At 43.6% G+C, this 19,643-nt stretch carries 19 protein-coding genes; 9 read left to right on the top strand and 10 right to left on the bottom strand.

Annotated elements, in window-relative coordinates; all coding sequences use genetic code 11:
• Positions 1 to 128: 128 nt before the first annotated feature.
• Positions 129 to 881, bottom strand: a complete 753-nt coding sequence (locus K5Q92_RS09225; protein WP_220768714.1) for a Nif3-like dinuclear metal center hexameric protein — start codon at positions 879 to 881, stop codon at positions 129 to 131.
• Between the two features lie 248 nt (positions 882 to 1,129).
• Between K5Q92_RS09225 and K5Q92_RS09230 the strand changes: the two genes are divergently transcribed.
• The 4 genes from K5Q92_RS09230 to ilvN all read left to right on the top strand — a co-directional run bounded on the left by K5Q92_RS09230 (position 1,130) and on the right by ilvN (position 5,992).
• Positions 1,130 to 1,474 (top strand): hypothetical protein, encoded by a 345-nt coding sequence (locus tag K5Q92_RS09230; protein ID WP_220768715.1) that lies wholly within the window; start codon positions 1,130 to 1,132, stop codon positions 1,472 to 1,474.
• A 663-nt stretch (positions 1,475 to 2,137) separates the two neighbouring features.
• Positions 2,138 to 3,292 (top strand): multidrug effflux MFS transporter, encoded by a 1,155-nt coding sequence (locus K5Q92_RS09235; protein ID WP_259649535.1) that lies wholly within the window; start codon positions 2,138 to 2,140, stop codon positions 3,290 to 3,292.
• Positions 3,293 to 3,776: 484 nt separating this feature from the next.
• Entirely contained in the window at positions 3,777 to 5,498 is a 1,722-nt protein-coding gene (locus K5Q92_RS09240; RefSeq protein ID WP_220768717.1) for an acetolactate synthase 3 large subunit, read from the top strand.
• Positions 5,498 to 5,992 (top strand): acetolactate synthase small subunit, encoded by a 495-nt coding sequence (ilvN, locus tag K5Q92_RS09245; protein WP_220768718.1) that lies wholly within the window; start codon positions 5,498 to 5,500, stop codon positions 5,990 to 5,992. Before K5Q92_RS09240 ends, ilvN begins: the two co-directional genes overlap by 1 nt.
• Positions 5,993 to 6,079: 87 nt before the next feature.
• Here the strand turns inward: ilvN and K5Q92_RS09250 are convergent, their stop codons facing one another.
• The 7 genes from K5Q92_RS09250 to K5Q92_RS09280 form a co-directional block, all read right to left on the bottom strand.
• Positions 6,080 to 6,520, bottom strand: coding sequence for an Hsp20 family protein (locus tag K5Q92_RS09250; RefSeq protein ID WP_220768719.1), 441 nt, complete (start codon positions 6,518 to 6,520; stop codon positions 6,080 to 6,082).
• A gap of 519 nt (positions 6,521 to 7,039) precedes the next feature.
• Positions 7,040 to 8,812, bottom strand: a complete 1,773-nt coding sequence (ushA, locus tag K5Q92_RS09255) for a bifunctional UDP-sugar hydrolase/5'-nucleotidase UshA (RefSeq protein ID WP_220768720.1) — start codon at positions 8,810 to 8,812, stop codon at positions 7,040 to 7,042.
• Positions 8,813 to 9,186: 374 nt separating this feature from the next.
• On the bottom strand, positions 9,187 to 9,867 hold the full coding sequence (locus tag K5Q92_RS09260) for an alpha/beta hydrolase (protein WP_220768721.1): 681 nt from the start codon (positions 9,865 to 9,867) through the stop codon (positions 9,187 to 9,189).
• A gap of 112 nt (positions 9,868 to 9,979) precedes the next feature.
• Positions 9,980 to 10,198 (bottom strand): DUF3389 family protein, encoded by a 219-nt coding sequence (locus K5Q92_RS09265; protein WP_220768722.1) that lies wholly within the window; start codon positions 10,196 to 10,198, stop codon positions 9,980 to 9,982.
• Between the two features lie 73 nt (positions 10,199 to 10,271).
• On the bottom strand, positions 10,272 to 10,754 hold the full coding sequence (locus K5Q92_RS09270; protein WP_220768723.1) for a peptidylprolyl isomerase: 483 nt from the start codon (positions 10,752 to 10,754) through the stop codon (positions 10,272 to 10,274).
• Positions 10,755 to 10,875: 121 nt separating this feature from the next.
• Entirely contained in the window at positions 10,876 to 11,739 is an 864-nt protein-coding gene (locus K5Q92_RS09275; RefSeq protein ID WP_220768724.1) for a WYL domain-containing protein, read from the bottom strand.
• A gap of 92 nt (positions 11,740 to 11,831) precedes the next feature.
• Positions 11,832 to 13,019, bottom strand: coding sequence for a lytic murein transglycosylase (locus K5Q92_RS09280; protein ID WP_220768725.1), 1,188 nt, complete (start codon positions 13,017 to 13,019; stop codon positions 11,832 to 11,834).
• A gap of 364 nt (positions 13,020 to 13,383) precedes the next feature.
• Here K5Q92_RS09280 and K5Q92_RS09285 point away from each other — a divergent pair, with 364 nt between their 5' ends.
• A complete protein-coding gene (locus K5Q92_RS09285; protein WP_220768726.1) occupies positions 13,384 to 13,743 on the top strand; it encodes a DUF2750 domain-containing protein in 360 nt (119 codons plus the stop codon).
• A gap of 85 nt (positions 13,744 to 13,828) precedes the next feature.
• Positions 13,829 to 14,473, top strand: a complete 645-nt coding sequence (locus K5Q92_RS09290; protein ID WP_220768727.1) for a hypothetical protein — start codon at positions 13,829 to 13,831, stop codon at positions 14,471 to 14,473.
• A gap of 44 nt (positions 14,474 to 14,517) precedes the next feature.
• Here the strand turns inward: K5Q92_RS09290 and K5Q92_RS09295 are convergent, their stop codons facing one another.
• The gene (locus tag K5Q92_RS09295) at positions 14,518 to 15,462 is read right to left on the bottom strand and encodes a chemotaxis protein CheV (protein ID WP_220768728.1); all 945 of its coding nucleotides are present in this window, start codon (positions 15,460 to 15,462) and stop codon (positions 14,518 to 14,520) included.
• 200 nt (positions 15,463 to 15,662) lie between these two features.
• Here K5Q92_RS09295 and K5Q92_RS09300 point away from each other — a divergent pair, with 200 nt between their 5' ends.
• From K5Q92_RS09300 to K5Q92_RS09310, 3 genes are all read left to right on the top strand, one after another.
• Entirely contained in the window at positions 15,663 to 16,229 is a 567-nt protein-coding gene (locus tag K5Q92_RS09300; protein ID WP_220768729.1) for an LON peptidase substrate-binding domain-containing protein, read from the top strand.
• A gap of 71 nt (positions 16,230 to 16,300) precedes the next feature.
• The gene (locus K5Q92_RS09305) at positions 16,301 to 16,945 is read left to right on the top strand and encodes a sigma-70 family RNA polymerase sigma factor (RefSeq protein WP_220768730.1); all 645 of its coding nucleotides are present in this window, start codon (positions 16,301 to 16,303) and stop codon (positions 16,943 to 16,945) included.
• The gene (locus tag K5Q92_RS09310) at positions 16,938 to 17,603 is read left to right on the top strand and encodes a ChrR family anti-sigma-E factor (RefSeq protein ID WP_220768731.1); all 666 of its coding nucleotides are present in this window, start codon (positions 16,938 to 16,940) and stop codon (positions 17,601 to 17,603) included. The genes K5Q92_RS09305 and K5Q92_RS09310 overlap by 8 nt, the downstream gene beginning before the upstream one ends.
• Positions 17,604 to 17,663: 60 nt before the next feature.
• On the opposite strand, the gene K5Q92_RS09315 is transcribed toward K5Q92_RS09310, so the two are convergent.
• Positions 17,664 to 19,277 (bottom strand): mechanosensitive ion channel family protein, encoded by a 1,614-nt coding sequence (locus tag K5Q92_RS09315; protein ID WP_259649533.1) that lies wholly within the window; start codon positions 19,275 to 19,277, stop codon positions 17,664 to 17,666.
• Positions 19,278 to 19,643: the final 366 nt, after the last annotated feature.

Raw genomic sequence — 19,643 nt, forward strand, 5'->3', positions numbered from 1 at the left:
CACTAAAAAGCCGCTTATTTGATAAGCGGCTTTTTTATTGACGGCCCGTCGTTCCCCATTGACTCGAATTAATTTCGGAACATGGGCGCTCAAACGAGCAATAATCGATGCTAACCTGTTAATTTAGACTAAACAGGATTTACGATATCGACAAAATGATGCTTAATGCCAAACTGCTCGGCTAGGTGATCTCCTAATGCCTGAATACCATAAAGCTCTGTCGCGTGATGACCCGCTGCATAGTACTGGATCCCCTGCTCAACGGCGCAGTGATAAGTACGCTCCGAGACCTCTCCACTGATAAACGCATCGAGTCCCATATTCGCCGCGATATCGATATAATCTTGCGCACCGCCCGTACACCAGGCAACCTTGCTCACTACGGCATCGCTATCGCCTAAGTGCTGACATGGACGATTAAGCTTTACTGAAATTTGTTCGTTAAAGGCTTTAGCCGATAGAGGCGTTGCGAGCCGACCTTGCCACATCAAACCTTGGGCAACATTCTCAATGGGCTTTGGTTCAACAATGTCTAACACTTTTGCCAACTGCGCATTATTACCCAAGTCAGGGTGAGCATCTAACGGTAGGTGATAGCCAAATAAGCTAATATCGTTTACCAGTAGGGCTTTAATACGCTTTTGTTTCATACCAACGATAATTTCAGGCTCACTTTTCCAAAAGAAACCATGGTGAACCAAAATCGCATCGGCATTGAGTTCCACAGCCGCATCAATTAATGCCTGACATGCTGTGACCCCAGTAACAATAGTATTAATCTCTGCCTTACCTTCGATCTGCAAACCGTTTGGAGCATAGTCTTTAAAATTAGATACTTGTAAAAAATCGGCCAAGTATTGGCCTAATTCGGTCCGAGTCATAAATCCGCCGAGAGTAGCAAAAAGTCTATTTTAACCTATTGTTAGTATAAATAGACAGTTAACTCATAGATAAGACGCCGAGCGTGTCTGCTTAAAAAGCAAACCGATTTAACTCACTATTTACGCTAAAGTGCTCAAAACGTCATATAAATACAGCCAGTTCCGGCTAAAATTGGACTTTACAGTGCATTAAACGATAAAATCAGTACAAACCTTCAAGTACACACAAAAATAAACAGGTTATTATTATGTCAAAACTGACCAAAGAAGAAGTTATCAGCTCACTTGAGACTGCGCTAACTCAGCGTGATGGCCAAGCTGTTAAAATTGAACAGAAAGGTAGCTGGTACAAAATCGATGGCGGTAAATCTTTACGCTTTAGTGATTTAGAAGCGATGTTAGCTGAAGTCGGTGGCGATAGTGCACCTGTTGAGGCTAAAGCCGAGAAAAAGGCTGTTGCAGCTAAACCTGCGGCTAAGAAAGCCCCAGCGAAAAAAGCAGCTAAGCCTGCAGCCAAGAGTGGTGGTAAAACACCAAAAGAACTCTGGCGTGAAAAGCTAGCTGGTAAGGGTCAACTCCCTCGCGGTTTTTAATCCTGTTCGATTAAAACTGTCACAGCGAAGGCACTTAGTCTAAAACTTGTAGGCTTCGATTCAGCTTAGCTGGAATTAAAAATAAAAAACTCCGTCACTTTTTTAAAGCGATGGAGTTTTTTATTTTGAGCCACTCTCTTTTTAGTCCTAAGCTAAAACAACGAACCAATACTCACTGGCTATGTAGCTGTTCTCATTGTTGAGTAAAATACTCCCCCTTGTTACGACAGACCATGAACCCTTACGCCGCTACTATAAGATGCTTTTGCTTACAAATTGCAGTTCCAAGAGTGCAAGATAACCGAGTATTAGGATTGATTATTGAGTTTAAAACGCTACTATGATTGCACCAGCCTCTTTAAAGATTCAGTACATTTAAAGGGGTCCTTTCATTCGCCAAATCGGGTGTTTAACCTTTTGGTCGGCAATGTAAGCACCACTAAAAGATGACATATTTTTTAACCCAAGTTTTTTTAACTTAAGTTTGGTTTTCACAAAGCTGTTGTCTATAAAACTAAGTATTTCTAAAGCAGCGTACGCAGAAAGATTAGATTTAATTCGTAGGATAAGCAGTATTTTATTGAGGTACTTTTGAACAACTCTCCCAATAGTTCGGCCACTCACAAGCAAGCATTTGGTGTTCACTTAGCTTTATTGATCCCTATGTTGTCTGCCATTGTCGCTATCACACCGCTTGCTATTGATATGTATCTGCCAGCAATGGCAACACTTGCCTCAAGCTTTGACACCGATATCACCTTAGTGCAGCAATCACTCAGCCTGTACTTAGGCGGCTATGCATTAGGCATGCTCTGTTTCGGCCCCTTAGCGGATAGATTTGGGCGTAAACGGCTAGTAGTGCTTGGTTTAAGCGGTTTTATGCTCAGCAGCCTCGCAATCGCCTTTGTGACCTCTATCGAATCATTTCTAATTATCCGCTTTATACAGGCCTTTATCGGAGCGGCAGCAACGGTGGTGGTCCCTGGTTATATTAAAGAGTTATACGGTAAAAATACCGCTAAAGGCATGTCTTACGTCAGCCTAATTATGATGTTGGCGCCACTGATAGCGCCGAGTATCGGCAGCCTTATTTTAGAAGTTGGCGAGTGGCAGCTAATCTTTTTTATATTGGCATTCTATGCCTTTGTTTTGCTAATGCTGGTTAGCCTTAAACTTAAAATGCCTAGCGATACAGACAACAGCTGCCGAAGCACTCAATCATTTTTTGGTGCCTACGCGACTGTGTTTACTAAAAAAGGCGTCAAGCTCAATATTGCTAGCGGCGTACTGACCTCATTTGCATTTTTCTGCTACCTCACAGCTTCGCCTTTCGTGTATATGGAAGTATTTGGCCTAGACAAATCACTGTTTGCGGTTCTGTTCAGCACCAATGTCGGCGCATTAATGCTGGCCAATGTGGTTAACAGTAAGATTGTCGGGCGCTACGGTTCTAAACGCATGCTTAAAGTCTCGACGTTTTTCGGAGCTATCGCAGGCATAGCCCTGCTAAGCGTGAACCTGATTGACTTAAGCTATCACTTTACTGTACTCATGCTACTGCCACTTATGGCTTGTCTCGGTATTATGTCGGTTAATGCCGATGCTATCGTGTTGATGAAGTTTCAAAAAGAAACAGGTACAGCAACGGCTGTCATCGGCACATTACGCTTTGGCTTTGGTGCATTAGCAGGCCCTTTGCTCGCACTGTTTTATAACGGAACCGCAGTGCCCTTCTCCGCACTAATGCTAGCTGCAGTACTGTTAGTGGCACTGTGCCAGTTTTTAAGCCGTCACGAGCCAGCGACCTTAACAGAATGAATTAAGCTCTTTAAAGCCCCCCTGCCTGTAAGACTCAGGCGAGCATAGGGGGAAGTGGTGGTCACTTATCTCAATATGAGCGTAAATTAAAGAGAGGCTGGCGAAGCTTTATGTTGCGATTAACAAGAAGCTAAAGCTTAACTGTGTAAGCCAGCAATCTCTTATCACCTTCAAAGTGAGAAAATTATTACTCGCCCGTTAATTCTTCACTGTTTTTGCTCACTATTTTGTTATCAATAATGAATTTTCTTCATTCAGAACAGTTTTTCCCCTAAAGCACTTGTAATAACACAAGGGTTTTATATGATGAAAACGCACTCATTTGTTGAGTGTTTGCCACGCAATTCGATTGCGCATTAATCTCTATCTTAGATTATTTGGCATTTCGCGAGCAAAGATTACCGTCTGAGCTTAATTATTAGAGCGATTACCGTCGCTGTATCAAGATACTGCATACCGTAGCGGTAACTTAAGAGGAAATACTATGGAGAAGTTATCAGGCGCCAGCATGGTCGTCCGTTCTCTTATTGACGAAGGTGTTAAACATATTTTTGGTTATCCAGGCGGTTCCGTACTGGATATCTATGATGCCCTGCACGAAAAATCTAATATCGAGCATATTTTAGTCCGTCACGAGCAAGCCGCCGTTCATATGGCCGATGGTTATGCCCGCGCCACCGGCGAAGTTGGCGTTGTCTTAGTGACCTCAGGTCCCGGTGCTACCAATACAATAACCGGTATTGCAACGGCCTATATGGATTCAATCCCTATGGTGGTGATCTCTGGACAGGTTCCAAGCCACCTAATCGGTAATGATGCGTTTCAAGAATGTGACATGATCGGTATTTCACGCCCTGTCGTTAAGCACAGCTTCTTAGTGACCGATCCCCGTGACATTCCAGCCATTATCAAAAAAGCCTTCTATATCGCCTCTAGCGGACGTCCTGGCCCTGTCGTTGTCGACGTGCCTAAAGACTGCATGAACCCACAAGTTCTGCACGATTACCAGTATCCTGAAGATATCAGTATGCGTTCATACAACCCAACGACATCTGGCCATAAAGGGCAGATCCGTCGTGGCCTACAAGCACTGTTAAACGCTAAGAAACCAGTACTCTATGTTGGTGGCGGCGCGGTGATATCTGGGTGTGATGCGCAAATACTAGCGCTGTCTGAAAAGCTTGGGATCCCCGTTGTCAGCACCTTAATGGGCTTAGGTGCATTTCCTGGCACCCACAAGAACAGTGTTGGCATGTTAGGCATGCACGGCTGCTACGAAGCCAACATGACGATGCACAACAGTGACCTTATTTTCGGTATTGGTGTGAGATTTGATGATCGAACCACCAATAATGTCGAGAAGTACTGCCCTAACGCCAAAATTTTACACATAGATATCGATCCTTCCTCTATCTCAAAGACCATAAGAGTCGATATCCCTATCGTTGGCTCTGCTGAAAAAATCCTCGACGATATGCTTAAGCAGATTGAAGCAAACGATTATGGCATCATAGATCCTGCAGCCAATGATGAGTGGTGGAGCGATATTGCTAAATGGCGTGCAGTTGATAGCCTCAAATACTCCACCAACGACAAAAAAATTAAGCCCCAGCAGGTTATAGAAGCCCTTCATAAGCTAACCAATGGTGATGCCTATGTGGCATCCGATGTGGGTCAGCATCAGATGTTTGCTGCGCTCTACTATCCATTTAATAAACCTCGTCGCTGGATCAACTCTGGCGGCCTAGGCACCATGGGCTTTGGGTTACCAGCCGCCTTAGGTGTAAAGTTGGCGATGCCTGAAGAAACCGTTATCTGCGTGACGGGTGATGGCTCGATTCAGATGAATATTCAGGAACTTTCTACTGCACTGCAATACGATATACCTGTAATTATTATTAACTTGAACAATCACTTCTTGGGTATGGTGAAGCAGTGGCAAGACATGATCTATGCTGGTCGACACTCACAGTCCTATATGGACTCGGTACCAGATTTCGCTAAAATTTCTGAAGCTTATGGCCATATAGGTATGACTATTAGTAACCCAGCTGAACTTGAAGCGGGTCTTGAGAAAGCGCTTAGTATCAAAGACAGACTGGTATTTATGGATATCCATGTCGATGAAACAGAGCACGTCCACCCAATGCAGATCCGTGGCGGGGCAATGAATGAAATGTGGCTAAGCAAAACGGAGAAAAGCTAATGCGTCGTATTATATGTGTATTACTTGAAAACCAGCCCGGCGCCCTTTCACGAGTTGTTGGATTGTTCTCTCAGCGTGGTTATAACATCGAAACCTTAACCGTTGCGCCAACCGAAGATAGTACCCTGTCGCGCCTTACGGTTACCGTTAATGCCGATGAATATATTTTGGAACAGATTGAGAAACAATTACATAAGCTTATCGATGTCCTTAAGGTCTCAAATATCACCGAGTCCGCTCATGTCGAACGAGAACTTGCCCTCATTAAAGTTAAAGCACACGGAGATAACCGCGAAGAGGTGAAGCGTTTAGCGGATATTTTCCGTGGCCAAATCGTCGATGTCACCCAAAGTCTTTATACCATGCAGCTAATCGGTACCAGCGAAAAACTCGATGCCTGTATCGCAGCACTCGCAGATTTTACAAAGGTGGTCGAGATCTCTCGCTCTGGTGTTGTTGGCTTAGCCCGCGGCGAAAAGGCGATGAAAGCCTAGCCTTCTAATAGAGACATAGCAAAAGGGAGCCAAATGGCTCCCTTTTTAAATTCATGTATTAGTAATAACCTAGGGGCTTAGCAGCCATTACTCGCTATCGAGTAATTTTGAGCTACCAATCTCAATTTTACGCGGTTTCATCGCCTCAGGGATTTCACGCTTAAGATCGATATTCAGTAAACCATTCTCTAAGTTAGCACCAATCACAGTAACGTAATCGGCAAGCTGGAATGTACGCTCAAATCCGCGCTCAGCGATACCTTGATACAGATATTTTCGCTCATCGGTTGCCTCGGCTTTCGTGCCCTTGACTAACAGCTTGTCACCTTCGCTTGTGATCTCAAGTTCCTGCATCGAAAAACCTGCCACAGCCATAGTGATACGGTAGCGGTGTTCATTAATCAGTTCGATGTTATAAGGAGGGTAACCAGAATTGCCTTTATTCGATGCGGCATGCTCGGCAAGCTGTGCTAAACGGTCGAATCCAATAGCGCTACGGTATAGTGGTGTTAGATCATAATTTCTCATGGGTATATCCTTGTCTTAAGCAATATTTTTAAAAGTTAGGTGGCCGACAACTGTCGCACCACAACGAAGCGGTTATTCGCTTCTAACTTATCCTTTGCCCCTAAGGCACAAAGTCTAAGTCAATTATTTAGGCCCTCATCGAGCGACCCTACAACATATATGTGGACGTAAAAAACGTTTTCAAGAGAATTTATAAAAAATTTATTTTCTCTTTTTATAAAAACCAAATAACAGATAGGAAAGCTTAACTTTAACACTGAGTCTAACTTGGACACGTTTAAATGAATCTTTAAGCCATTAAACACAACCTACTCCGTCATTTTCATTCGTTTTGTCGTTGGCCCAATTGATGATGCCCTATACTGAAGTCGGTTGTTTAGGGCTGAAAAAAATCCAGTACCTGCCAAGGCAAGTACTGGATTTTTAAACGGATCAAGTTAGTAAGCTTTAGCTCCTACCTTAAACAAATACTACTGTTTAACCTAGGTGCTAAAGCTTGGCCATCAAGCAATATACTGCTTATTTGGCACAGCTCTTAACTTCTGAACCACCACGGAAGAACTTAGGATGTCCACCGTTAGCAGGCGCGTATTCAGCAACCTTGATATTTGGATTTTTCTCAAAGTATTCACGAAGTACCGATGCATCACTACGTTGCGTATCAATGTAGTTCGCATGAGCGGTAACAACTGGATAATCATCGCCACCTTTAGCGCTGAAGTTAATCAGTGAGAAGGTGTAATTATCTGCAAGGTTGAACTCACGGTCACCTAGAGAAGCGATCTGTACAATATCTGCAGAAGTTGCGTCTGGGTTGATCTCTAACGCATCACAAGACACATTCATTTCCATTGGGTAAAGCTGTGGCATACCGCCACCGGTCTTAAGCGCTACGTTTGCTAGGTAATCTTGAACTTCAGCACCTGTCATGGTCACAAATGCAACATCATTGGCAAATGGCTGTACCGTGAGTACATCGCGGTATGAAATCGTGCCTTCCGCAATCGAATCACGGATACCACCTGAGTTCATCACACCAAAATCAACCGTTGGTTCAAAATTAGCAGTAACCCAATCTGCATAGGCGCGTGTTAGCAACTGGCCTAAGTTTGTTTGCTCAGCACGAACAACACCACGATCACCTTCTAGCTTACCGTCAGTGCTTGAAATCGTCACATCGAGTAATTCCTGCCCAAGATCTTGGTAGTGCTGCAATGCATCGAGTACAAGCTGGTCTTGTTCAATTTCTTCTGTAATGAAAACAAGCTCTTCGTTTTCATTCTCTTCTTTCAAGTTAATTGGGATCAGCTTATAACTTGAAAGTGATAGTTGTCCGTCAATGTATTCGAAGTCAGCACGGCCTACATACTTACCCCACTCATGAGCTTGCATGATGAAAGTACCATTCTTTTCATCAGGCTTACATTCATCACCTGGTTTAAAGTCAGCGTAACCATCACCTTCCATACAAACTGGGTTTTGTGAGTGACCACCGATAATCGCTTGTAACTTACCTTTTGCGACTGATTCAGCTAACTTAACGTCGCCTGGTGCTTCTGTACCATGCTCGCCATTAGCGTAGTGACCCATATGAGTAAGAGCGAACACCATATCAACTGTTTCATTAGTTTCGATTTCAGTTAATACTTTTTGAATTTCTTCTTGAGGATCGGTGAAATGTAGGCTTGCTACGTTATCTGGGCTAACAACTTTTGGCGTATCTACAGTGGTAAAGCCGATAATAGCAACCTTAAGGCCATTAATTTCAAATACGCGGTAAGGTTCAAAGTAGCGCTCTTGAGTTGGATCGCCATTTAAGTCTTTTTTGTAGATGTTTGCCGCTAACATTGGGAATTGAGCAATATTAGCTTGCATGTCTAATACTGTTAACGGGTTATCAAACTCGTGGTTACCAACAGCCATGGCATCATAACCCAGCATACTCATACCGATAAAGTCCGGTACAGCATCTTGCATATCCGACTCTGGTACACCTGTATTAATATCACCACCAGATAGCAGGATAGTGTCACCACCAGCACGTTCTACTTCGTCACGAATACTGTCGATAGCAGTCTTACGTGCTGCCATCCCATATTCACCGTCTTTATTAGCCCAGAAGCGGCCATGGTTATCATTGGTGTGAATGACGGTGAAAATTGTACAAGCATCGCCCGCATCGGCACAGGCTTTAGATACGTAACTATGGTTATCGTCATTGTCACTACCACAGGCTGTTAATGCAGACACAACAGCCGTTGCAACTAGTCCTTTTAGCAAAATCTTATTCATTACAATCAACCCCTTGATTATTTTTTTATATTTTGTCGCTTAAAATTTATCACCTACAAAATGCGATGATTTTTTACCGCGCCTCATCTTAGCAAAGCTTAGGCACAAATTGTGTCACATTTATTACACATCGTGATCTAAACGACTCTTTTATATACAAATTCTGCAATTGACAGTTCTCCATATAAAACAGGGGGTAGTTTATAAATTAACTGAAAAAGCATTAATCCAAATATAGGAAGGGGAATAAAAAATAAATCACTAAAATACACTGAGTTAGAAGAAGTTAGAAATAACGCGCATTATCCTAAAGACAGAACAGGCAGCGACCAAAGTCGCTCCCCGGAACTGCACAAAAAACAGGCTAACAGATTTTATTTACCGCATGCCAACACAGATTGTAACCAAAACGAAATATCTTGAAGTTGCTCAGGCAGAACATTGTGACCCATATTGTATGTTTTCCATTGGGTATTAAACCCTGCGCGTTGCAGCAATTCAAAGGCCATCAGACCTGCATCCACTGGAACCACATCATCTTCAACACCGTGGTGTTGTAAGATTGAGGTGTCACGATTCAAATCTGTAAGCCCTTTAGGCAAGGAATCACCACTTGGCAGATAACAGGACAACGCCATGATCCCCGCCAGTTTGTAAGGCAACCTAAGCCCGGTATATAGGCTCATCACCCCACCTTGACTAAAACCTGCTAATACAATGTTTTCCGACGGGATCCCAAGCGCTATTTGTTCTTCAATCAAAGCAATGATCTGTTGCTCACTCTGCTCAACACCTTGCTTATCTGCTCGTTCATGCAGATCCATGCTCTTGATATCGTACCAAGCCCGCATGATATATCCGCCATTAATGGTCACCGCTTGCTCTGGTGCATGGGGAAAGATAAAGCGGATGCTATGAGCATTACCTAAACCTAATGCTGGCACCACAGGAGCGAAACCTGCACCTGAGTCACCTAGGCCATGAAGCCAGATAACGCAGGCCTTAGCGGCGACTGTGGGTTCAATGGTAATACGTTCTAATTGATTGGCAGACATATGGTTCCTTTCTTTTTAGTATGCTCGCAAAAGCAAAGTAATAGCTAAGCGATAATGCGTATTGGGTATCGAAGCAGTAAAAGATAATATTAACGAAGGTAACACTCGCTAGTTACGCAATACCGAGCTCGTCTTTGATCTCTTGTAGTTGCTCGTTTGAATCGAGCTTAATATTCCATCGAACCGCGCCAGCATCGGCCACCAGCATCAATGCGTCTTGATGAAACTTAATGTCATCTACCATGGCATAGAGCTGGCAACCATTGTCCAGTCGTACCTGAACTTCAAATGGCGAGAGAATGAGCTTTCCCGCGGAAAATTGAATAATCATAATGAACTATCTTCTTTAACCATCACAAAAAAGCCCAACATTGTTGGGCTTCAATCAACTGATTGATATCAGTTTAATGTTGATGCCCGCCTTTTCCGTGAGCATGGCCATGGGCGATCTCTTCGCTGGTTGCATCACGTACGTCCATAACTTCCAGATCGAAGGTTAACTCACGGCCCGCAAGCGGGTGATTGATATCAACAGTCGCCATGAACTTACCGACTTTTAATATAGTCACTTGGCGCTGACCTTGATCAGTGTTGATCAATGCACGCATGCCTGGCTTCCAGACGCTTGCACCTTGCAAATGCTTTACAGAAACACGCTGTTCGCAATCTTCGTTACGCTCGCCATAAGTTTCGCTCGCTGGCAGAGTCACAGAAAACTTAGCCCCAACCTCTTTGCCTGTTAGCGCATCTTCGACGCCAGGCATCATGTTGTCATGGCCGTGAAGGTAAGCAATCGGGTCTAAACCTTCGTTAGTTTCTAATACTTCACCCTGCTCATCGCGTAGTGTGTAGTTAAACTGCACAACTGAATCGTCTTTAATACTCATGGTATTCCTTAACACTGTTAGCTCAAATTTAATGGCCGCAGCTTAGCAAAACTGACTAGAAGCCTCTAGTTTTATCTGCTGTTATGCCTATACCCTAAAGGGCTTTGGGGCCATTATAGGTTCAATGCCTCGCGCCTGGCACGATAGCGATATGTTCAATCTGTTGCAGTACCTCTGTGTTCGCCAACGCAAGCTGGCAAACGCCAGAGGTGATTTGATGCTTAGTTGAACAGTCAACACTCCACTGGCGCAACAGGTACCCCGCTAAAGCGGCTCTTGAGGTTAATGTTAGCTGTTTATCTTGCATTTGATAGTCCAGCTCAATCGCTTCGGGGTGGGTCAATGATGGGTGTGGAACAAGTACTAGCTGTACCTCTTTATGCCACATTAAATCATTCTCGCTGCGCTCATTGTCGTTGATCTCTGCGCAGATAAGCTCAATGGACTTAATACGTGTTGCAACAAAGTCACTAAAGACCCCATTAACCCTGTCATAGGCCCTTACATGCCAGCGTTGGCCATTATTCACCAACGCATGGGGAACGATTTCGCGGATTTTTTCCCCAGAGGAGACCGACACATAGGCTACCTTTACCGCCTGTTTATCTTGGATGGCTCGCATCAGTGCAGCAACGACTGAGGTGTGGGGATGAATCAGTTGCACCGCATCTATGCATACCCGACTCGGCTGTACGGGATGAGAAAGACCGTCACCGAACCCTTTCGCTAATCCGTGCAGAATTGCTTGGGGCTCATGCTCAAATAGCGGGGTGAAGTCACTGAGACGATGGTAGCTCTTAGTCTGATGCACTAGGCGCATATTATCTGGCGCTAATGTTTTGTAACTTTGAAGGTCTCGGGTTGCAGCTGCGAGTCCTGTGGCAAATTTCTTAATCAAGTCTTGACGAGAGACTTGGCCAAAATACTGCAAACTAAAGTCGATAAAAGCTAAACGTTGCCGCTGTGCGTGCGTTAAATCATCCATAATATTCCCCAACAAAATTTTATGGATGTTAATCTAAGCGACAATGAATAAGGGTGCAATCGTTTTGATTACACCCCTAGCATTTTACAACTCTATTTAACTTTCAATGCGTTAAACGTAGCCTCGTCGGGATAGCCATCGGCAACTAATCCTTGGCTCTTTTGGTAGGCTCTCAGCCCTTTCAATGATTTCGCCCCTAAAATACCATCGGGCTTGCCGACATCATAACCTAGGGCATTTAATTGACTTTGTAACTCTTTCACACGAGCGCGGCTAAGATTTGGCATCTTAGGCGGCGTGACATTAAGTGCTACACCACCATTGATCCTGTCGGCAAGATGGCCGACTGCAATGGCGTAAAAGGTTGAGCGATTCCAGCGCATGATCACATCAAAATTGTCATAGCCTAAAAATGCAGGCCCGGTATGCCCCGATGGTAGATACAGTGCAGCCTGCATATCCGGCGTACTTAATGGAGAGCCATTAGCCTGAGTGATCCCAAGTTCCGCCCAGCGAGCCAAAGGCTGCGCTTCGGCCTTACCTAGGTGAGCATAAGTGAAATTTGCCGGTAACGTCACTTCTCGTCCCCAACGCTCATTGCGCTTCCAGCCGAGATTTTGTAAGAAGTTTGCCGCAGAGGTTAACGCATCTGCAGTACTGTTCCACAGGTCTGCTTTACCATCTCCATCGCCGTCAATGGCGTATTTTGCATAGGCCGATGGCATAAATTGAGTGTGCCCCATTGCACCAGCCCAAGAGCCGACCATATCGGTTTCGGCAAAGTTATAACGCTCTTTAAGCTTTAACGCCTGCATCAACTCAGTAGTGAAATAGCCACTGCGCCTTGGATCGCATGCAAGGGTTGCCAAGGAGTCTAGCACTGACATCTTGCCCTTGTAGGATCCAAAGTTAGTTTCTAGTCCCCAAAACGCTAGCAGGTACTGAGGCGGAACCCCATACTCCTTTGCCAATTTTTGTAATAGCACTTTATGCTCGCGATAGAGCTTACGCCCCTGCTCCACTCGCCAATCGGTAACACGTTTACTGAAGTAATTCTCAAAAGAGCTACTAAATTCCGGTTGCTTTTGATCTAGCTCTATCACTCTTGGTACATATTTCACGTTTGCCAAAGTGTGCTCGATAGTTTGCTGAGATAAACCCTCAGATTTTGCCGTCTGTTGTAGACTGGCGACACAACTAGCCCAATTAGGCTGCTCCACCGCGTAAGCAGTAGAGGTCGAAAGAAGAAGCGCTGTAGCCAGGGGGATTGATTTTAACAATTGAAGACTCCCAAAATGAATGACTGTAACGTATAAAATGACTCTGTTTGATTAAACTTTCCTTAAACACACTTAATCTCGCCTAAGCCTTGAGTATTGTTTAATCAAACCTTTGTAAAATATCATACTATGTTCGCTGCATAATATAGACTAAATTCACTTAAATATTACGACCAAATGATGTTTGTGTTGCAAGTGCTCAGTTTGCAAACGAATGTCGCTGAATTATCCTACTTTTATCCTCTTTCAACTTAGATATATACTTTAAATAGCTTGCTAAAATCCGGCGCCAACTGCAGACTATTACTCATTAAAGCTCGTCTTTCGATAGCTTATCGATATCTAACCAAACAAGAGATTAATCATGACTGAAATGACTCCTGCATTAGAAAGTTTCATCAACAACGTAAAACTATCCCAAGTTGTTTGGGGTCTTCAAGATGAGACAGGTGAAGGCTGGGTTGTCTGCGACTCTTCTGAATATGAAGCCACAGACGTGATGCCTTTATGGTCAGAAGAAGCGCAAGCTAAAAGCCACTGCACCGACGAATGGAAAGACTACAAAGCTGTCGCGATCACTCTTGAAGAGTTTCTAGAGTTCTGGGTTAGCGACCTTAACGATGACGGCGTACTGATTGGCGTAGATTGGATTGCCGATCAAGATTGCCAAGAGGTCGACCCTATCGTTCTAGCCACATCGCTTGTGGACATTGAAAAAGAGTAAGCCCTAGTCTTAAAATGATAAAATTGCCAAAGCGCACAATCTAATCCGTTGTGCGCTTTGTTTTTATAAAAAAGGAAACGTTTCAGTGCAGGATTTAGCCCCCTTAATCGATATCCCCTTTGATCGTAGGCATAGTTGCTGGTTTTGCGGCGAGCCTAGTAATCAGCAATGGAGTTATCTAAAAGAAACCTACACTCCTCACCCCTCTTTAACGGTTCCCTGCTGCGGTGAATGCTTAAGACTCGCTAAACAACATAAGCTTACTTCGATTTGGGACTGTAAAATGGCGGTCAAAGATGAGCTAATGCGGATCTACGAGAAACACCTTGCTATCGGCGTTAACTGGACCAAACAGGAGCTAGAGGAATCTGAGTTCGAGGACAAGGTCTTCGGTGGCTTTAAGAAAAGCGGCTGGATGATGTATGAGATCGCACGGGATAGGGTGAACTACAGCGGTTGGCCTCTGAGCCTTAATGGTGTTGTCATCGACGATTATGGCTATAACGCCTCATTTAGCTTCGATGGCGTTAGTTATCGTTCGGTCAGCCAGGCTATAGCGTTTTATGCCAAGCAATTTACCCTCGACAAACGCTTTTTAGAAGATGTTATCGCTATTGTGGGTAAAGATAGGTTTGGCTTTGCGGTGCGTATCGCCCAGATAAATATTGCTGCAGTGCCTGAATTAAAAAAGCAGGTATTACGAGAGTTAAGAGAAGAGCACGCAGAATAACTTAGATCTAAATTAGTTTGCGACTCTTCCATTGCAGAGCTTAGCTAAACAGCTAAGCTCTCTCTTAATCTGTCCTGCACCACCTCTACCAACAGATCCGGCTGAAACTTAGAGATAAAGCGATCGCAGCCGACTTTTTCGACCATGGCATTATTGAAACTACCACTAAGCGAGGTGTTTAAGGTAATAAACAAGTCTGCCATGCGTTTGTCACTGCGTACCTCATGGGTAAGCTTGTAACCGTCCATCTCGGGCATCTCGGCATCAGTGATCAGCATTAAGATGTGATTGGTTATCACTTTTCCCTCATCGCACCAACGCTTTAGAAGGTTCAGCGCGACTAAGCCATCTGTCGCCTCAATCACCTCTAAACCTAATTGCTCGAGCGTTTCGCGCACTTGTCGCCGCGCGGTTGCCGAGTCATCGACAATTAACACTCTACGACCATGCATCTGAGGTAAAAGGCGCTCATCGAGGACTCCCTCTGACAGCTTAATGTCGTAATGAATGATCTCAGCAAGCACCTTCTCTACATCGATAATCGAAACCAGCTCTTGCTTATCTTGATATTCGATACGTGTTATTGCAGTTAAGTAGTTATCTCGGCCTACCGTTTTCGGTGGCGGCATGATGTCGCCCCAGGTCATGTTAACGATGTGTTCAACCTTATCGACCAAGAATCCCTGAACGGAACGGTTATACTCTGTAATGATGAGATTACTTTCAGGCTGAATAACGGACTGCCTAAAACCTATCGCCTTTCGCAAATCGATAACAGGTATAGACATTCCACGCAGGTTTGCAACGCCGATGATACTGTTATGGCTGCCCGGCATTGCACTTAATTTAGGAACTTTAACCACCTCTTTCACTTTAAAAACATTAATAGCGAAGAGCTGAGTGGCACTGATCCTAAACAGCAATAGCTCAAGTCGGTTTTCACCAACGAGCTTAGTACGTTGATCGACACTTGCCAGCATTTGCGTCATAACAGTCCCTTACATTTTTATTGTTTTAGGCCAATTATAAAGAATTTCCCTTAGAAATCATTTACCCACGCCACAGTTTAGCTAATTTATTAACATCCACCGCTTGCCACAAAAATAAACACCAATAATAGAAACCATAAAATGATCGGGACTACTACTACTGCCGTATATAACTATAGTCCTTAACTTGTGTGAGTATTATGTTATTACCACTTTTTCCACTTTCAGTTTGTATTTTACCCGGCGGCTTTGCGCAGCTGAGGATATTTGAAGTGAGATATCAAAGACTAGTAAAAGAGTCATTAAACAATGAACTCGGCTTTGGTGTGTGCATGTTAGATGAGGACAAAAAAACACTGCTTCCTATCGGAACTCGGTGCAAAATTATTGATTTTGAAACCTTAGAAGATGGATTACTGGGAATAACCATTACTGGAGTCGATAAGTTTAAACTCGATTACTTCAAACATGAGAACGATGGCTTAAAGCGAGGCAAAGTGACAATTATGCCGTCGTGGGAGCCCACACCAATAGCGATTAACCAGCAAAAGTTAACGCTAGTATTAAAAGAGCTATTGACTCATTACCCCACTCATTTAAGCCGGTATAACCTAGAGAACTTTACTGACTTATCATGGGTTTGCCAAAGGTGGTTAGAGATCCTTCCTTTACCACTTATTGAAAAGCAGCATTGTATTGCAAGCAACGACCATCGGATTGCGTTAAGTCTCTTAGACGATATTCTAAAAGAAAGTGATCTAAACTAAAAATGCTTACGTACACACCTTTATCCTATATGGCGAACAATGACCGCCTTTTCACATAAAGAGTGGTAAGAATGCAAAATATTCAATCACAAAGTCGCCAAAGTGATTATGATAAAGCATATTTAGTCACAAATAATCAATCTATGGACGACAAAGATGCAGAAGCGATTATAGACAAGCTGTCAAAAAGCTTGACTGAGGTAGCCGAAAGTCGCGACAGGCAGGCTTATGCCCAACTGTTTAGTTATTTTGCGCCAAAAATTCTCAGTTTTGGAAACCAAAAACTCGCTAATCAAGGTTTAGCCAAAGATTTAGTTCAAGAGACAATGACAACTGTTTGGACCAAAGCGCACCTTTTCAACCCAGAAATAGGTTCTATCACCACTTGGGTCTTTACGATAATGAGAAACCGTTGCTTCGATATGCTTAGAAAAGTTCAACATAACAAAGAAGACACCTATGCTGATGATATTTGGCCAGTATTCGAAACCGTCATAGCTGATGAACATCCTGACCACATTCTCACAAGCAAGTTACTCAAACATGTAGATGCGTTGCCCCTACGTCAAAGACAAGTTGTCAAAGGGATTTATCTTCAGGAATTAAGCCAACAAGAACTCGCCAGTAAATTAGACGTGCCTTTAGGCACAATAAAGTCAAGACTCAGACTAGGCCTTGTAAAGCTGAGAAGCATTTTGGAGAAAGATTATGATTAAGTATCATCCAAAAGAGGAGATGCTATTACAGCATGCTCAAGGGCAGTTGCATCTCGGTCTTGCAAATGCAGTATCCGCTCACTGTGAGCTTTGTGCTGCATGTAGGAACAAGCTAAAAAAGCTTACCGAACAGTTAGCGCTAGATAACCTTGTAGACGATGAACCTTTGGTTGAGTCTAAAATTACTGAGTTGGATTTCAATGACATGATGGCTCAGATCATGGAATTACCTGCAACGGCCCTGCCGAGCCACTCCACAACTAGACAACTTGTGCAAGTCAATGGCTATCAATACCAACTACCTCGCGCGTTAGTTCAACAAGCAAATAAGTCGTGGAGCGGATTTGGAAAAATAAGTCGTATGCGACTAGATGCAGATGAAGGCTCTGCACGGGCAAGTTTATTACATATCGATGCTAATGGAGAGATCCCCGAACACACCCACGCTGGTCGAGAAATTACCCTACTTATAGCAGGCACTTTTGAAGATGAGTTTAGCCAATATGTACCTGGTGACTTTATTGAACTTGATGGCCAACATAAACACTCACCTAAAACAGCAAATGGATGCTTATGCTACACAGTTGTGGATGCGCCACAGCACTTCACTAAGGGCATAAGTAAGCTCCTCAACTCGATTGGCGAACTGATTTATTAACACTGACTTTAAAAGTTAAAAGGCCGCAAATGCGGCCTTTGTTATCAATATGCCAAAATACTAGGTCTGAGTCGCAGCAACAGGCACTACAGGTACAATACGAGAACCATGTTTAGTTACCACATTCATTATCCCGAAATGTAACTCTTCTGACACCAACTGAAACTCAGCAAAATCAGTGGTTCCAATATAAGCGAACACATTGAGTTGTAACCCATATAGGCCAAAGCCTTTAAAAGTCACTCTCAGTGGACTCTCCTCCACTTTTTCATGTTCTTCTAATAGGGTGCGTATATCATCGATGATATTGTGGATCTGCTCTGTCGTTGTCCGATAGTCTAGGCGAATATCCGTTTTCAGACGGATTTTTTCCCTTTCAGAAATGTTTTCAATATCCATTTCTGACAGTCGAGCATTTGGTACATTGATCACCGAACGGTCTATGGTTCTAATGCGAGTACAACGAAGTCCAATCTCTTCTACCGTACCTGTAATATTGCCAAAACGGCCAATATTTCCCACTTTAATTGGTGCCGATGAATAGAGGGTTATCGTACCGATAAAGTTTTCAATCGACTGCTTTGACGCCAAAGCGATAGCGATACCGCCAATTCCTAAACCCGCCAATATCGTTGATGCATCAAAGCCCAAATGTTCTAGCCAGATAAGCACCGATAATGCTACCAGCATGACTCGAGTAAAATTAGCAAGAGGCCTCAATAAAGACGCACTCTGACTATTGCCTCGCTTTATCCAACGTAAACGCAAACTGTTTTGAATGACGTCGGTCAAAGACCAGATGAACCAGATCACCGCAATTAAGAGTAAGACGCCTGTATTCACCACCTCAATCACGTTAGCAGACAGTGTAGTGTGTGCCATCCAGGCTCTTACCAGCAATAATGCAACCAGCAAACGAAATGGACCGACAACCAGATGAGCGACATCTTCTTTATACTGGTAATCACTGCGCAAAATGACCTTTTTAGCGATCCAAGTGATCGGTATGACCACCAATAAAGCCAGTAGTAGGTAGCAAATGAGTAGTGCCCACTCCCAAAGGTTTAACTTAAACAGGTGCCCCTGCGGAATATGCTGTACAAACCACTCTACCACGGGGCCATAGCCCAACTCGCTATATAGCAACGGCACTTTTGCAACCGTTGCGTTAGAGACCTTCCAAATTGAGCCTAACTCTTTGTCTGGAACCTTTTGTAGTAATAGCGTAATTTCACTGCCTTTCACCTCGACTCGGCCGAAGGCGTCCCGGTAATTGGGTAACTGATCATTACTGCTTCCGCTGGGTGTATCATCGACCTCTTGCAAATTAACCCAGATATTACGCTCGATAATGGCGATTAATTGCTTAGCATATTCAGGCCCGAGTTCGGCATCCATGCTTTCAGGCAGGTAACGTAAATCTAAGTATTTGGCAGCCTTGTCATAATTTTGCTCAAATGCCGCTTCAAAAAGGCCTGCGAGCGTGCCTCTTGGCGTGTCTCGAAATAGACTGTCTTTATAGTCATAGGATTCCTGTTTGGGTAACAGAGGTTCAGACGCTTCGGTAGGTTGTTTAGCTTTATTGGCTACCGATACAATTCCAGTTGCATGAGTAAAAAACGAGGTCGAAAATACCATAAGCAGGAGTACGGTATAGATAATTCGCAGCGGCATATAGACTCCATTCAAAAATAGGTTCCCTTGCTGTCACAGCAGCACTACCGTTACCTTAACAAACTCCAACTCCTTGTTAACACTTTATTATGGCAATTATTTAGACAAAAATTCCATTTAGCTTATTGACAAGGCTTTTTTACTGAATATAATTCGCCCAGTTTTTAAGAAAGTCCCTTTTAGATAGTCAGTTGTAAAATCCACGATTCGTCGTTCGATCCCCACATAAGCGTTATCTCAACAGGTTAGATCATCTTTACTGACAGTCATATCACTGTCATAACTTTATGCTTAACTTTAGCTGCTTGTTTTATGTTTATTTTGAGATCTAGTAAGCAAATTTACAGATATTATTGAACACAAGCT

It is taken from the genome of Shewanella sp. MBTL60-007 (assembly GCF_019654915.1).
Taxonomy (GTDB): Bacteria; Pseudomonadota; Gammaproteobacteria; order Enterobacterales; family Shewanellaceae; genus Shewanella.

What these genes read in the sequence shown, in the direction of transcription:
- K5Q92_RS09225 (WP_220768714.1), bottom strand. Translation starts at nt 881, where the DNA reads ATGACTCGGACCGAATTAGGCCAATACTTGGCCGATTTTTTACAAGTA.
- K5Q92_RS09230 (WP_220768715.1), top strand. Translation starts at nt 1,130, where the DNA reads ATGTCAAAACTGACCAAAGAAGAAGTTATCAGCTCACTTGAGACTGCG.
- K5Q92_RS09235 (WP_259649535.1), top strand. Translation starts at nt 2,138, where the DNA reads ATGTTGTCTGCCATTGTCGCTATCACACCGCTTGCTATTGATATGTAT.
- K5Q92_RS09240 (WP_220768717.1), top strand. Translation starts at nt 3,777, where the DNA reads ATGGAGAAGTTATCAGGCGCCAGCATGGTCGTCCGTTCTCTTATTGAC.
- ilvN (WP_220768718.1), top strand. Translation starts at nt 5,498, where the DNA reads ATGCGTCGTATTATATGTGTATTACTTGAAAACCAGCCCGGCGCCCTT.
- K5Q92_RS09250 (WP_220768719.1), bottom strand. Translation starts at nt 6,520, where the DNA reads ATGAGAAATTATGATCTAACACCACTATACCGTAGCGCTATTGGATTC.
- ushA (WP_220768720.1), bottom strand. Translation starts at nt 8,812, where the DNA reads ATGAATAAGATTTTGCTAAAAGGACTAGTTGCAACGGCTGTTGTGTCT.
- K5Q92_RS09260 (WP_220768721.1), bottom strand. Translation starts at nt 9,867, where the DNA reads ATGTCTGCCAATCAATTAGAACGTATTACCATTGAACCCACAGTCGCC.
- K5Q92_RS09265 (WP_220768722.1), bottom strand. Translation starts at nt 10,198, where the DNA reads ATGATTATTCAATTTTCCGCGGGAAAGCTCATTCTCTCGCCATTTGAA.
- K5Q92_RS09270 (WP_220768723.1), bottom strand. Translation starts at nt 10,754, where the DNA reads ATGAGTATTAAAGACGATTCAGTTGTGCAGTTTAACTACACACTACGC.
- K5Q92_RS09275 (WP_220768724.1), bottom strand. Translation starts at nt 11,739, where the DNA reads ATGGATGATTTAACGCACGCACAGCGGCAACGTTTAGCTTTTATCGAC.
- K5Q92_RS09285 (WP_220768726.1), top strand. Translation starts at nt 13,384, where the DNA reads ATGACTGAAATGACTCCTGCATTAGAAAGTTTCATCAACAACGTAAAA.
- K5Q92_RS09295 (WP_220768728.1), bottom strand. Translation starts at nt 15,462, where the DNA reads ATGACGCAAATGCTGGCAAGTGTCGATCAACGTACTAAGCTCGTTGGT.
- K5Q92_RS09300 (WP_220768729.1), top strand. Translation starts at nt 15,663, where the DNA reads ATGTTATTACCACTTTTTCCACTTTCAGTTTGTATTTTACCCGGCGGC.
- K5Q92_RS09305 (WP_220768730.1), top strand. Translation starts at nt 16,301, where the DNA reads ATGCAAAATATTCAATCACAAAGTCGCCAAAGTGATTATGATAAAGCA.
- K5Q92_RS09310 (WP_220768731.1), top strand. Translation starts at nt 16,938, where the DNA reads ATGATTAAGTATCATCCAAAAGAGGAGATGCTATTACAGCATGCTCAA.
- K5Q92_RS09315 (WP_259649533.1), bottom strand. Translation starts at nt 19,277, where the DNA reads ATGCCGCTGCGAATTATCTATACCGTACTCCTGCTTATGGTATTTTCG.